Annotated in this window: 15 protein-coding genes; 11 read left to right on the forward strand and 4 right to left on the reverse strand. The window is 62.3% G+C overall.

All coding sequences use genetic code 11. The annotated features are described in order from the left end of the window. Positions 1-25 precede the first annotated feature (25 nt). The 4 genes from AC3WLP_RS05380 (at position 26) to greB (ending at position 3,038) form a co-directional block, all read left to right on the forward strand. Positions 26-1,432 carry an MltF family protein gene (locus AC3WLP_RS05380; RefSeq protein WP_017147776.1) on the forward strand — a complete coding sequence of 469 codons (1,407 nt, stop codon included), beginning with the start codon at positions 26-28 and terminating at the stop codon, positions 1,430-1,432. Positions 1,433-1,543: 111 nt separating this feature from the next. Next, a complete protein-coding gene (locus AC3WLP_RS05385) occupies positions 1,544-1,981 on the forward strand; it encodes a DoxX family protein (RefSeq protein WP_014861840.1) in 438 nt (145 codons plus the stop codon). A gap of 248 nt (positions 1,982-2,229) precedes the next feature. Beyond that, positions 2,230-2,538, forward strand: a complete 309-nt coding sequence (locus AC3WLP_RS05390) for a hypothetical protein (RefSeq protein WP_003250272.1) — start codon at positions 2,230-2,232, stop codon at positions 2,536-2,538. Positions 2,539-2,549: 11 nt separating this feature from the next. Further along, positions 2,550-3,038, forward strand: a complete 489-nt coding sequence (greB, locus tag AC3WLP_RS05395; protein ID WP_088512909.1) for a transcription elongation factor GreB — start codon at positions 2,550-2,552, stop codon at positions 3,036-3,038. Positions 3,039-3,101: 63 nt separating this feature from the next. Here the strand turns inward: greB and AC3WLP_RS05400 are convergent, their stop codons facing one another. Both AC3WLP_RS05400 and AC3WLP_RS05405 read right to left on the reverse strand, forming a co-directional pair. Next, entirely contained in the window at positions 3,102-5,609 is a 2,508-nt protein-coding gene (locus tag AC3WLP_RS05400) for an ABC transporter permease (protein ID WP_088512908.1), read from the reverse strand. Continuing rightward, entirely contained in the window at positions 5,606-6,292 is a 687-nt protein-coding gene (locus AC3WLP_RS05405) for an ABC transporter ATP-binding protein (protein ID WP_003250278.1), read from the reverse strand. The genes AC3WLP_RS05400 and AC3WLP_RS05405 overlap by 4 nt, the downstream gene beginning before the upstream one ends. Before the next feature lie 10 nt (positions 6,293-6,302). Here AC3WLP_RS05405 and AC3WLP_RS05410 point away from each other — a divergent pair, with 10 nt between their 5' ends. The 3 genes from AC3WLP_RS05410 (at position 6,303) to AC3WLP_RS05420 (ending at position 8,348) form a co-directional block, all read left to right on the forward strand. Next, on the forward strand, positions 6,303-6,908 hold the full coding sequence (locus tag AC3WLP_RS05410; protein ID WP_003250280.1) for an arylesterase: 606 nt from the start codon (positions 6,303-6,305) through the stop codon (positions 6,906-6,908). 58 nt (positions 6,909-6,966) lie between these two features. Then, the gene (locus AC3WLP_RS05415) at positions 6,967-7,257 is read left to right on the forward strand and encodes a hypothetical protein (protein ID WP_003250283.1); all 291 of its coding nucleotides are present in this window, start codon (positions 6,967-6,969) and stop codon (positions 7,255-7,257) included. 113 nt (positions 7,258-7,370) lie between these two features. After that, entirely contained in the window at positions 7,371-8,348 is a 978-nt protein-coding gene (locus tag AC3WLP_RS05420) for a L,D-transpeptidase family protein (protein ID WP_003250286.1), read from the forward strand. Positions 8,349-8,480: 132 nt separating this feature from the next. Here the strand turns inward: AC3WLP_RS05420 and AC3WLP_RS05425 are convergent, their stop codons facing one another. Beyond that, positions 8,481-8,732, reverse strand: coding sequence for an Lpp/OprI family alanine-zipper lipoprotein (locus AC3WLP_RS05425; protein WP_003250288.1), 252 nt, complete (start codon positions 8,730-8,732; stop codon positions 8,481-8,483). A 507-nt stretch (positions 8,733-9,239) separates the two neighbouring features. Here AC3WLP_RS05425 and AC3WLP_RS05430 point away from each other — a divergent pair. Beyond that, entirely contained in the window at positions 9,240-9,521 is a 282-nt protein-coding gene (locus tag AC3WLP_RS05430) for a GNAT family N-acetyltransferase (protein ID WP_003250290.1), read from the forward strand. A 70-nt stretch (positions 9,522-9,591) separates the two neighbouring features. On the opposite strand, the gene AC3WLP_RS05435 is transcribed toward AC3WLP_RS05430, so the two are convergent. Beyond that, on the reverse strand, positions 9,592-10,668 hold the full coding sequence (locus AC3WLP_RS05435) for a 3-deoxy-7-phosphoheptulonate synthase (protein WP_014753832.1): 1,077 nt from the start codon (positions 10,666-10,668) through the stop codon (positions 9,592-9,594). A 232-nt stretch (positions 10,669-10,900) separates the two neighbouring features. Between AC3WLP_RS05435 and AC3WLP_RS05440 the strand changes: the two genes are divergently transcribed. The 3 genes from AC3WLP_RS05440 (at position 10,901) to cysB (ending at position 13,575) form a co-directional block, all read left to right on the forward strand. After that, entirely contained in the window at positions 10,901-11,848 is a 948-nt protein-coding gene (locus AC3WLP_RS05440; RefSeq protein ID WP_088512934.1) for a putative 2-dehydropantoate 2-reductase, read from the forward strand. A gap of 126 nt (positions 11,849-11,974) precedes the next feature. After that, the gene (locus AC3WLP_RS05445; protein WP_003250295.1) at positions 11,975-12,472 is read left to right on the forward strand and encodes a universal stress protein; all 498 of its coding nucleotides are present in this window, start codon (positions 11,975-11,977) and stop codon (positions 12,470-12,472) included. A gap of 128 nt (positions 12,473-12,600) precedes the next feature. Beyond that, on the forward strand, positions 12,601-13,575 hold the full coding sequence (gene cysB, locus AC3WLP_RS05450; RefSeq protein WP_003250297.1) for an HTH-type transcriptional regulator CysB: 975 nt from the start codon (positions 12,601-12,603) through the stop codon (positions 13,573-13,575). Positions 13,576-13,648 lie beyond the last annotated feature (73 nt).

Consider the following 13,648-nt stretch of genomic DNA (forward strand, 5'->3'; position numbering starts at 1 on the left):
TCACCGACCACGGACACGTTTTCGCATGCAGCGATGCTGGCTCATTTTTCTGCTGACGTTGGGGTTGATCTTTACCGGCCCCGCCCAGGCGCGCTCGCCGGGCCCACAGCAGCACATACCGCCTGCCAAGGTGCGTGACCTGCCGCAGATTCGTACCAGCAAAGTACTGCGAGTGCTGGTCAACCAGAGCCGCAACAGTTCCGGTGAGGTCAAGGGCGAGCCAGTCGGCATTGAGTATTATCGCCTGCGCGCCCTGGAGCATTTCCTCAATGCTCGTACGGCCGACGACCAGCAGATCCAGCTAAAGCTCATCCCGCGGGCCAAGGAACAGTTGCTGGGCGCCCTGGCCCGCGGCGAGGGTGACCTGGCCGCGCCAGGCGAGCTGCTTGACCCCACTACGGTGAATGGTGTTCGTAGCAGCGCGCCGATACTCGACCAAGTGCCGCTGATGCTGGTCGGGCGCAAAGGCGAGCGAAGTTTCAGCAAGGTCGAACAGCTGTCAGGGCGTACCGTGGCGTTGACCAGCGCCAGTGCCGCCGGACCATTGATCCAGCAGGTCAACCAGCAACTGGCACTGCGCAAGCGGCCGCCGATCAAAGTGGAGTGGGTCGATTCGACGCTGGCGGTGGAGGATGTGCTGGAGATGGTACAGGCAGGCATCTACCACCTGACCATGGTCGAGCAGCCCATTGCCCGGCGTTGGGCCCGGGTTATGCCGCGCCTGCGCCTGGACAGCCGGGTGCGCCTGGGTGCGCCGCAAGCCATGCGCTGGTATGTAGGGCGTGATGCGCCGCAATTGTTGGCCGCAGTCGATCACTTTCTGCAAGGTTACCGCGCGCCAGATAACCAGGATGCGGCGTTCGAGCGCATCTACCGCCGCCAGTACCGGGTACACAACCCGTTGGCCAGCAAGGACCGCCAGCGTCTGGCATCGGTGCGGGCGGTGTTGCAGAAGCATGGCCAGGCGCAACAGATCGACTGGCTCAACCTGGCTGCATTGGCCTTCAAGGAGTCGACGCTCAACCCGGCTGCACGCGGTACTGGCGGTGCCCATGGCCTGATGCAGATTACCCCTTCGGCAGCCCAGCGGGTGGGGGTGAGCAACACTGCAACGGTAGATGGCAATGTCCTGGCCAGTGCCCGTTACCTGGCGCTTATCCGGCGCAAGTTTTTTGCCAGTGCCAAGATCAACGAGCGTGAGCGCATGGCCTTTGTGCTGGCAGCCTACAACCTCGGCCCCGAGCGGGTTCAGGCCATGCGCGCAGAGGCTCGACGGCGAGGTCTAAACGGTAACCAGTGGTTCTTCCAGACCGAACGCATCGCCATGGAGCAAGTGGGGATGGGACCGGTCAATTTCGTCAATAGCATCAACAAGTACTACCTGGCGTTCAACCGCGAACGCGCGGCACTGGAGCGCGTGGCGAAGCGTTAAAATCGATTTTATCGATTGTTATGTTGGGTTTTTTGCGATTTTCATATCAGTGGAATTGATTATGATGGCGCCCATACCCACACAACTGCTTCACTTCAAGGACGCTTCGACATGAACAACACTACCCTCAACGCGCTGTTCTCTACACGTGCTGGCGCTGGCTTGAGCGTTATCCGCATCCTGGTCGGCATCATCTTCATGGCTCATGGTGCGCAAAAACTCTTCGGCCTGTTCGGTGGCTACGGCCTGGAAGGCACCGGCCAATGGATGGAAAGCATCGGCCTGGCGCCGGGTTATCTGATGGCCCTGCTGTCCGGCAGTGCCGAATTCTTCGGCGGCCTGGCCTTGGTGGTCGGCCTGCTGGCTCGCCCGGCGGCCCTGGCGCTGACGGTGACCTTGGTAGTGGCGATCGTTTCGGTGCACATCGGCAACGGCCTGTTCATGTCCAACAACGGCTATGAGTTCGCCCTGGCGCTGTTGGCCGGCACTGTTGCAGTCATGATCGAAGGCGCTGGCCGCTTCTCGCTCGACCGCCTGATCGCCCGGTAATCAGCTGCACGCTGTGAGCTACGAGCCGCAGGCAAGCGCGGGCCAATACTCGGCGTGTTCTTGCTTGCGGCTTGTCGCTTGCAACTTGGGGCTCATCGCTCTAGCATACCGCCTGCGCCGATTTAAACAGCTACTTGCGGGGCGCAGGAAAGCCCCACCTCCGGGCCGTCCGAAATACCGCTAAAGCGCTGGTTCGGTGACGCCTCCCACCGCTGCCCAGCGGGATTCGCGAGGCGGAGAGAAGCTCCATGAGTTGCCCACGTACCAGTGTCTGTTTAAGCCCTTTGCCTGCCAGCCAGGCGTCCCGCACACCGCGCATCCTGCTCGGCGGCCGGCATCAACCCACCCTTTTGCGTCATCTTGAAGGCCTGTCACGGCGCAAGGGGCAGGCGCGTGCCTTTCTGATCCAGTTCGCCGACAGTGGCTGCCACCTCGCGCAGTATGGCAATGACCGTTTCGACCTGGCTGTGATCCAGGCGCCGGCACCGGACGAGGCCGCCGAAGTCATCGGCCATCTCACCCGCATCGCGCGTCAAGGCCTGATTACCCGCCGCTGAGGAATGCGCTATTGAGCACCAATATCATCACCACAGAAGGCCATGAGGCGCTGAAGAAAGAGCTGGACCACCTGTGGCGGGTGTATCGTCCGGAAATCACCCAAAAGGTTGCCTGGGCCGCTTCGTTGGGTGACCGCAGCGAGAACGCGGACTACCAGTACAACAAGAAGCTGTTGCGAGAAATCGACCGCAGGGTGCGATACCTGCGCAAGCGGCTTGAAGATGTGAAAGTGGTGGCGTACTCGCCCGAGCAGGAAGGCAAAGTGTTTTTCGGTGCCTGGGTTGAGATCGAGAACGACGAGGGCGAGACCATGAAGTTTCGCATTGTCGGCTACGACGAGATCTACGGGCGCAACGATTACATCTCGATCGATTCGCCCATGGCCCGTGCCTTGCTGAAGAAGGAGGAGGGTGATGAGGTGGTGGTGCATACACCTACCGGTGAAGCGACCTGGTATGTGAGCAGCATCCGTTACGGCCAGTCAGTTTCGACGGACTGACTGGCCCGTCTTGCGTCAGCTTGAGGCCTGTGCTGTCCCGGCAGAAGCGCTGACAGCCAGGCCTCAAGCCTCGCGCAACACCGCCAGCGGGCTGGCATTCAACGCCCGCCGCGTTCCCAGCACCCCCGCACCCCCTACCAGCAATGCCCCTGTCAGCGGCAACACCAGCAGCCACGGGTGCGGGCTCCACTGCAAGTCGAAGGCATAGCGGTACAGCACCCAGGTAATCAGTTCGCAGCCCACGGCCGCCAATAGCCCGCTGGCCGCGCCCAGCAGGCCGAACTCGATACGTCGGGCTTTTACCAGCAAGGGCCGCGCCGCGCCCAGTGCGCGCAACAGTGCGCCTTGGCGAATGCGCTCGTCCAGCGTGGCCTGCAAGCCAGCGAACAACACTGCCAGCCCCGCGGCCAGCACGAACAGCAGCACATACTCCACCGCCAGGGTTACCTGGGCGAGAATGCTGCGCAGCTGGTCGAGCAAGGCATCCACCTGCAGGATGGTCACCGCCGGAAATGCCCGTGACAGCGCGACGACATCCAGGTCATGCCCCAGTGCCAGGTAGAAGCTGGTCAGGTAAGTGGTCGGCAGCCCCTGCAGCGTGCCAGGCTGGAAGATCATGTAGAAGTTCGGCTGGAAGCTGTCCCAATGCACGTTGCGCAGGCTGCTGACGCGGGCCTGGCGCTGCTGGCCGCCAATATCGAACGTCAGCAGGTCGCCCATCTGCAGTTTCAGGCTGCTGGCCAGTTCCGCCTCCACCGAAACCCCGGGGATATCGTTGTCGGCTGGCAAGGCTTGCCACCAACTGCCTGCGGTCAGCACGTTGCCTTCGGGCAACTCGGCGGCCCAGGTCAGGCTGAGGTCGCGCTGCACGGCGCGCTCGCCTGCCGAGTCCTTGCTGACCACCTGCTGTACCGGTTTTTCGTTGATTTGCACCAGGCGCCCGGGCGTCACCGGGTACAGCGGCGCTGAGGCGGCATTGACCTGGTGCAGGTGTTGGATGAACGGCTCACGGTCATCTGGCAGGATGTTCAGGGCGAAGTGGTTAGGCGCATCCTTGGGTAGCTGTGCTTGCCAGGTATCGAGCAGCTCTGCGCGCAGCAGGGCGACCAAGGCCATGGCCAGCAGTATCAGGCCGAATGCCAGGGCCTGGCCTGCTGCCGCCATGGGGTGGCGCAATAGCTGGCCCAGCCCCAGACGCCAGGTGAGTGGCGCACCGGCCAGCAGCTGGCGCAGGCTGCGTAAACCGAGCAACAGCAGGCCGCCGAGCAGAAGTGCAGCGACCAGGCCACCACCGAGCAGGGCGAAGGTGAGCAGCAGATCGAGGCTCAGGCGCCACATGATCAGGCCCAGGGCGAGCAGGGCGGCGCCGTACACCAGCCAACTGCTCGCAGGTATCGGCAGCAGGTCACGGCGCAGCACGCGCAGTGGCGGCACCTGGCCCAGCGCCGCAATGGGCGGCAGGGCAAAGCCAGCCAGTGCCACCAGTCCGGTACCGATACCTGCCAGCGCAGGAACGATGCCGCCAGCGGGCACCACGCTCGGCAGCAAGCCGTGCAGCAGGCGGAACAGGCCCAGCTGAGCCAGCCAGCCGAGCAAGGCGCCGGCCAGGGCAGCGACCAGGCCGAGCATGGCCAGTTGCAGGCAATACAGGCCCAATGCCTGGTGGCGCGACAGGCCCAGGCAGCGCAGCAGGGCACTGGCGTCCAGTCGGCGTGCAGCATAGCGACTGGCCGACAGTGCCACGGCTACGCCTGCCAGCAATACAGCCACCAGGCTGGCCATGTTCAGGTAGCGTTCGGCTTTGCCCAGCGCGCCGCCGATCTGTTGGTTGCCATCACGGGTGTCACGCAGGCGCTGGTTGGCGGCCAGGTCTTTTTCCACGGCCTGACGGTACTGCGCCAGCGCCTCGGCATCGCCGCGCCACAGGTCACGGTAGGTGACCCGGCTGCCCGGCTGGATCACGCCGGTGGCCTCCAGGTCGGCCAGGTTCATCATCACGCGCGGGGTAAGGCTGTAGAAGTTGTTGGCGCGGTCCGGTTCGTAGGTAAGCACACGGCTCATGCGCAGGGTTTTCATGCCCACGTCGATGCTGTCGCCGATTGCCAGCCCCAGTGCTGCCAACAGGCGTGGTTCGACCCACACTTCGCCAGGGGCAGGGCCGCCGCCGGGTGTTTCTTCGGCATAAGGTGCCGGAGCGCTGCGTACTTGCCCGCGCAACGGGTAGGCGCCGTCGGCGGCCTTTACGCTGGACAGCTGGATGCCATTGTCGCCGCCGACCACGCTGGTGAACTCGACCACGCGTGCATGGCGCAAGCCCAGTGCCTTGCCGGCATCGAGTTGTTGCTCGCGGGCCGGGGCGCTGCCCTGCAGTACCAGATCGGCGCCCAGGAACTCGCTGGCGCGCAGCTGCATGGCGCCGTTTAGGCGGGCGCCGAAATAGCCGATGGCGGTGCTGGCAGCTACCGCCACCAACAGGGCAAAGAACAGCACGCGCACTTCACTGGCGCGAACATCGCGCAGCAACTGGCGCAGTGCCAGGCCACACAGGCGGGACAGCGGCATACGGCTCACCGGGCCTCCATCGGCGCCACAAGGCGGCCCGCGTCCAGGCGGATCTGGCGCCGGCAGCGGCGGGCCAGGCGTTCGTCATGGGTGACCAGCACCAAGGTAGTGCCGCGCTCCTTGTTCAGCTCGAACAACAAGTCGCTGATGCGTTCGCCGGTGTGGCTGTCGAGGTTGCCGGTGGGCTCATCGGCGAACAGCACCGCAGGCTGCGCGGCGAAGGCGCGGGCGATTGCCACGCGCTGCTGCTCGCCGCCCGACAGCTGCCGAGGTGTGTGGCTCAGGCGCTTGCCCAGGCCGACCCGCTCCAGCAAAGTGCGAGCCTGTTCGCGGGCATCGCGGCGGCCGTCCAGCTCCAGTGGCAGCATGACGTTTTCCAGTGCATTGAGGCTGTCGAGCAGCTGGAACGACTGGAACACGAAACCCACATGTTCGGCGCGCACACGGGCGCGTTGGTCTTCATCCAGTGGCCCCAGGTCGTGGCCGGCGAGCACGACATTGCCAGCGCTGGGGCGGTCGAGGCCGGCGAGCAAACCGAGCAGGGTCGACTTGCCAGAGCCCGAGGCGCCGACGATGGCCAGGCTATCGCCTTGGGCCAGGTCGAGAGACAGTGCGTGGAGGATGGTAAGGTCACCTTCCGCGCTGGGGACCACTTTGCTAAGGTTCTGCGCAACGAGAATGCTGGGGCTCATGGAGAATCCGATGCGAGTGTGGTGGTTGAGTGCCGGTCTGGCCCTGTATTGCCTGGCCCAGAGCGCAGCGGCAGGAACACTGCTGGTTGTTGGCGATAGTATCAGCGCCGGTTTTGGCCTGGATAGCCGTCAGGGCTGGGTGTCTCTCTTGCAGGCCCGCCTCAGGGACGAAGGTTTTGACGACAAAGTGGTCAATGCTTCGATCAGTGGCGACACCAGCGCAGGTGGCCAGGCGCGGCTGCCGGCGCTGCTTGCAGCACATAAACCGAGCCTGGTGGTGCTGGAGCTGGGCGGCAACGATGGCCTGCGCGGGCAGCCGCCTGCACAATTGCAACAAAATCTTGCCTCGATGATCGAGCGTTCGCGTCAGGCAGGGGCCAAGGTGCTGCTATTGGGCATGCGCCTGCCGCCCAATTATGGTGTGCGTTACACCACCGCCTTTGCCAAGGTGTATGAACAGCTGGCAGCGGACAAACAGGTTCCCTTGGTGCCGTTTTTCCTCGAAGGGGTAGGGGGCGTACCTGAACTGATGCAGGCTGATGGCATCCATCCGGCCCAGGGGGCTCAGCAGCGCCTGCTGGAAAATGCCTGGCCAGCGATAAAACCCTTGCTGTGAAGCTTTAAACGGGGGCGCCTTTCGGCTAATGTTGCGCCCCCCGTTTCGAGTGCTCCAAATGCCGCGCCCTGCCTGGTCCCTGTATGCCTATCAACTGATCGAGCCCGACGAGCAGCTCGACCTGTTCGCCTGCCAGGAAATCCGCGTCCACCTCGTGGCCCGCCAGCTTGAGCTGGGCGTGCCGGTCGACCGTACCTTGTGTGGCGGCCTGCTGCCAGCCCAGCCGCGTTGGTCGGGGGTGCCGCGATCGATTTACCGCGATGGCCGCCTGTGCGAGCTGTGCCGTGCCATCCTCGATGCCCAGCGACGCGGCATGCGCCCGGTGTGGCCTGAGCTGCATGGCAGCTGAACGACAAGCGCCTTTCATCATCTGAAACGCTTGCAGCGTGCCAATGCCTCCCGCTTGCATCGGCGCGGGTGTACAATCGATTCTCTTGACCCATCTTTCGAAGGATTTACCGGATGTTGCCGCGCTTTCCTGCCGTCACCCGTAGCCTGTCCCTGGCCGCCCTGTTGGTAGCGGGCCCCGCTGCTGCGCTGGAGCTGCCACTGCCACCGCCCGGTGAAGACATCGTCGGCCAGGTGCATGTGATCAAGGCAAAGTACGAGGACACGTTCGCCGATATCGGCACCGCAAACGACCTCGGCTACCTGGAAATGATTGCCGCCAACCCCGGCGTGGACCCTTGGCTGCCGGGTGCCGGCACCGAGATCATCCTGCCGACCCGTTTCGTTCTGCCGCCGGGGCCGCGCGAAGGCATCGTCATCAACCTGGCCGAGTACCGCATGTACTACTTCCCCAAGGGGGAGAGCGTGGTGTACACCTTCCCGCTGGGCATTGGTCGCGAGGGGTGGGGGTCGCCGATCGCCAACACCAAGATCACCGCCAAGACGCCCAACCCGACCTGGACGCCGCCCGCTTCGATTCGCAAAGAGCACGCCGAGGACGGTGACATCCTGCCGACGGTGGTGCCGGCTGGCCCGGACAACCCGCTGGGGCCGTTCAAGTTCACCTTGGGCGTACCGGGCTATCTGATCCATGGTTCGAACAAGAAGTTCGGCATTGGCATGCGCACCAGTCACGGTTGCTTCCGCATGCTTAACAACAATGTGCTTGAACTGTCGAAGATGGTGCCGGTGGGGACGCCAGTGCGCATCATCAACGAGCCTTACAAGTTCGGTATCAGCGCCGGCAAGGTCTATCTTGAGGCACACACGCCGCTGGATGACCAGGGTAACCCGTCAGTGGTCGACAAACACACCGCAGTTATCAATGCCTTGCTCAAGCGTGAAGACCTGGCCAATAACCTACGCATGAACTGGGACATGGTACGTGACGTGGTGGCTGCAGAAGATGGCATGCCGGTAGAAATTGCCGTGCCGGTGGAAAACCAAGGGGCCGCACCGATGGTGTCGAGCATTCCGCCCGAACTGCAGTAAGGTGATTTCGACACACCCAGGCCTGCCTTAGTGCAGGCCTTTTTGTACCTGCTGGCCGCGTTTGTCGGATTCAAAGGCAATAAAAAAGCCGACCCACAAGTGGGTCGGCTTCTTAACAATCCGTGAGGATTATTACTTGCGGCTGGCTTTGTCCAGCATACGCAGAGCGCGCTCGTTGGCTTCGTCAGCGGTCTGCTGAGCCTTCTGAGCGGCTGCCATTGCGTCGTCAGCCTTACGGTAGGCTTCGTCAGCACGAGCTTGAGCGCGAGCTGCTGCGTCTTCAGTCGCAGTCAGACGAGCTTCGGTTTCTTTGGATACGCTGCTGCAACCGGTAGCCAGAACTGCGGCCAGAGCCAGAGCAGAGAATTTCAGAACGTTGTTCATCGTGTTCCCCTTCAAGGACTTTCTATTAAATAGCCATCTCTCAGGAAAGAGAAACTGGCCGGCGTACATAGTACCCATTACTTGTAGTAAGTAAACTGACAGAGCGCAAGAACTGCAAAAAAAATGTTGCTTGACTCCGCGCCGACAAGATTTGCGACGTGTCTGTGAAAAAAATGTGCAGGGTTCGCAAGCGGTTGTGGTACAGGAACTTTTTTGTTGAACTAAGGGTGACTTTAACTGTCGATCAGCGTCTTAAGCCCTAGAACATCCGGTGGCTGTTGCGCGGGCTTGGGAAAGTCACCCGGGCGGCGTTTTGACCTTTTTTAAGCGCCACCACCTTGAGCAATCCCGCTCGCGGTGCCTACTATCTTGTGAGTGCCAGACGATCCGAACGATTACAATCGTCCAATGGTCGAAGCGGCAACAGGTGGCGTAGAGGATTCTGTGCCGGATAAACCACCATCGGTTAAGGTAAGGGTCTGCCGAGAAGACCTGCGAGGAGTAGTGATGAGCGAAGCGCTGACCATCCACCATGACCAGGCCGGTCATCAGTTCGAGACCAACGTGGACGGTCATCGTGCCTACCTGACGTACATGGATCTGGGCAAGCAGACGCTGGACATCTATCGCACCTTCGTGCCCAACGCCCTGCGCGGCCGTGGGATCGCTGCCGCCCTGACCGAGCGGGCGCTGGAGTACGCCGAGCAGATGGGCTACACGGTGATCCCGTCTTGCTCGTATGTGGAGCGTTACATGGAGCGCCAGCAGCGGCATTCGAGCAAGGCCTGAGCTGACCATAGGCCCCGACACAACAAAAAAAACGCCGGGCAGTGCCCGGCGTTTTTTATTCCCGCAATGTTCAGCTGCGCTTACGCTGCGGCAGCACATCCTTGAGCTTGGCATGCATGCTGCGCAGGGTTTTCTCGGTCGCCGACCAGTCGATGCAGGCGTCCGTGATCGACACGCCATACTGCAACTCGTCCAGGTTTTTCGGAATGGACTGACAGCCCCAGTTCAGGTGGCTTTCGACCATCAGGCCGATGATCGACTGGTTGCCTTCGAGAATCTGGTTGGCGACGTTCTCCATCACCAGCGGTTGCAGGGCCGGGTCCTTGTTGGAGTTGGCATGGCTGCAGTCGACCATGATGTTGGCCTTGATCTTGGCCTTGGCCAGGTCCTGTTCGCACAGGGCGACGCTGACCGAGTCGTAGTTCGGCTTGCCATTGCCGCCGCGCAGTACCACGTGGCCATATGGGTTGCCCTTGGTGGTGACGATCGACACGCCGCCTTCCTGGTTGATGCCCAGGAAGCGGTGCGGCTTGGACACCGACTGCAGGGCATTGATGGCAACGGTCAGGCCGCCGTCGGTGCCGTTCTTGAAACCCACCGCCGAGGACAGGCCCGAGGCCATCTCGCGGTGTGTTTGCGATTCGGTGGTGCGGGCACCGATGGCCGACCAACTGATCAGGTCTTGCAGGTACTGCGGGGAAATCGGGTCGAGCGCTTCGGTGGCAGTCGGCAGGCCCATTTCGGCCAGGTCCAGCAGCAGCTTGCGGCCGATGTGCAGGCCGTCCTGGATCTTGAACGAGTCATCCAGGTACGGATCGTTGATCAGGCCTTTCCAGCCGACGGTGGTGCGCGGCTTTTCGAAGTACACGCGCATGACCAGGTACAGCGTATCGGACACTTCTTCGGCCAGCACTTTCAGGCGCTCGGCGTATTCGTGGGCGGCCTTGATGTCGTGGATGGAGCAAGGCCCGACCACGACGAACAGGCGATGGTCCTTGCCGTCGAGAATATTGCGCACCACTTCACGGCCGGCAGTCACGGTCTGCAGGGCCTTGGCGCTGAGGGGGATTTCCTTCTTGAGCTGATCAGGGGTAATCAGGGTCTCGTTGGAGGCAACGTTCAAGTCATCGATCGGTAAATCAGCCATCGTGTTACTCGTCAGGTCACGGGTGCCGGCCGCCAACTATCCCCGTGCGGCCCAGCAGCAAGAATAATCGCAGCGGGGAGCCGAACCTTAGCGCGTTACAGATGGCACGACAATGGGCTGAACCCAGTCATTGTGGGGTTTTTACCTGAGCGAGGGGGTTGCGCGCGAATGGACTGCCCAGGGCTACGTAACCTGTGTAAAAAGAGTGCTGACCCTTTACTTGGAGATTGGCATGCATTCGCACCCCCCTCGCATCGGCATCATCGGCAGTGGCGCCATCGGCGGTTTTTATGGGTTGATGCTGGCTCGCGCCGGTTTCGATGTGCATTTTCTGTTGCGCAGCGAGTACCAGGCCGTTTGTGAACGCGGACTGAGCCTGGACAGTGCCGTGCATGGCGCACTGCACATGAGTGTGCAGGCTTACGTCAGCGCCGCCGACATGCCGCCCTGTGACTGGCTTCTGATCGGGGCCAAGGCCACCAGCAACGAGCAGTTGGCACCGTTGATCGTCCAGGCTGCTGCGCCCGGTGCCAAGGTGGTGCTGTTGCAGAACGGCCTGGGTGTCGAGGAGCAGTTGCGTCCGGCCTTGCGCAGCGACATGCACCTGCTCGGCGGCCTGTGCTTCATCTGCGTCAACCGCCAGGCGCCAGGTGTAATCCGCCACCAGGCGCTGGGGGCGGTCAACCTGGGGTATCACAGCGGGCCGGCCACCGATTGCGGTATTGCGCTGGTGAATGAAGGCGCCGGGTTGTTCCAGGCGGCGGGGATCGACTCGCAGGCCATGCCGAACCTGGCCTTGGCGCGCTGGCAGAAGCTGGTGTGGAACGTGCCTTACAACGGGCTGTCGGTGCTGCTGGGGGCCAGCACTTCGCCACTGATGGCCGACAGCAATAGCCGCGAGCTGATACAGGCCTTGATGGCCGAGGTGGTGCAGGGGGCGGCAGCCTGTGGCCATGTACTGCCCGAGGGCTATGCCGAGCACTTGTTCCAGGTGACCGAGCGCATGCCTGACTACTGGCCGAGCATGCATCACGACCATGTCCACAAACGCCCGTTGGAGCTGGGGGCCATTTACGCCGAGCCGTTGGCACGCGCTCGGGCGGCAGGCTGCAGCATGCCGCGCATTGAAATGCTGTACCAAGCGCTGAGTTTCATCGACAGCAGCAACCGGCCTGCCTGAGAGGGTGGCCGAGGCTTCGGCGGGGCCCTCCAGCCCACGGCGGCAGCGCGCCGGACGGCAAAGCGAGCGTCCGGCGCGCTGCTAAGCTGAAGCTTGCTCTGCCGCTGCGGCAGTCGAGGAGGTCGAATGATCCGCTCCATGCTGTACGCCACCGACCTCGGTGTCTACGCCCCTTTCGTGATGCAACACGCGCTTGCCCTGGCGCGCACGTTCGGTGCCGAGTTGTATGTGATCCACGCGGTCGAGCCGATGGGCCAGTTCGCCGAATCCCTCCTGCAAAGTTACCTCGATGAGCAGACGCTCGATCAATTGCACAGCCAGGGGGTGAACACCGTGATGGCGAACATAGAGCAGCGTGTACTGGAAAACTTTCGCGACGAGCTGGGCGAAGAGGCTGACCTGGCGGTGATCAAGGCCGTGCGTGTGCGTCAGGGCGACCCGGCGCAGGTGATTCTCGACCAGGCCCAGCGGCTAAGCGTCGACCTGTTGATATTCGGTAGCCACAGTGCCGGTGCCGGGGTGGATGTACCGCTGGGGCGCACGGCGGTGCGGCTGCTGCAGCTGTCGCCGGTGCCGGTGTACATGGTGCCCTTGGCGCAGCATCTGGGGCGTAGGAAAACGTGAAGATAGGTGCAGTCCCTTTCCGTGGGCATGTAACAAAATAGTTCTAGATTTATTTCCAGAACCACTAATATAGTTATATATCGTCGCTGCCTGCTGCCGCGGACTCACCGCTGAACCGAGGGAAACCTATGAAGCTTCAACAACTGCGCTACATCTGGGAAGTGGCGCACCATGACCTCAACGTCTCCGCGACGGCGCAGAGCCTGTATACCTCCCAGCCAGGTATCAGCAAGCAGATCCGCCTGCTCGAAGACGAATTGGGTGTTGAAGTCTTTGCCCGCAGCGGCAAGCATCTGACCCGCGTGACCCCGGCCGGTGAGCGCATCATCAATACCGCAGGCGAAATCCTGCGCAAGGTCGAGAGCATCAAGCAGATTGCCCAAGAGTTCTCCAACGAGAAGAAGGGCACGCTGTCCATCGCCACCACCCACACCCAGGCGCGCTACGCGTTGCCGCCGGTTATCAGCAGCTTTATCAAGCAGTATCCGGAGGTGTCCCTGCACATGCATCAGGGTTCGCCCATGCAGATTGCCGAGATGGCTGCGGACGGTACGGTCGATTTCGCCATCGCCACCGAGGCGCTGGAGCTGTTCGGCGATCTGATCATGATGCCGTGCTACAAGTGGAACCGTTGCGTTGTGGTGCCACAGGGGCACCCGCTGGCCAAGCTGCCGAAACTGACCCTGGAAGCCGTCGCCGAATACCCGATCGTCACCTACGTGTTCGGTTTCACCGGGCGCTCGAAATTGGATGAAGCTTTCAATCACCGCGGCCTCACGCCAAAGGTGGTCTTCACCGCGGCTGACGCCGACGTCATCAAGACGTATGTGCGCCTGGGGCTGGGCGTGGGTATCGTTGCTGGCATGGCTGTGGACGCCAAGCTCGACAGTGACTTGGTGGCGCTGGATGCCAGTGAGCTGTTCGAAGCCAGTATCACCAAGATCGGCTTCCGTCGGGGTACCTTCCTGCGCGGCTTCATGTGCGACTTCATTGAGAAGTTTGCCCCGCACCTGACCCGTGAAGTGATGGCCAAGGCCATTCAGTGCCATAACAAGCAAGAGCTGGAAGCGTTGTTCGAAGGTGTCGAGCTGCCGGTTCACTGATTCGGGAATGATGGGGCCGCTGTGGGAGCGGCGGCTTTGGTCGCGATCACCGGCAAAGGCGGTGCCACGCACC

It is taken from the genome of Pseudomonas sp. FW305-E2 (genome assembly GCF_058782925.1).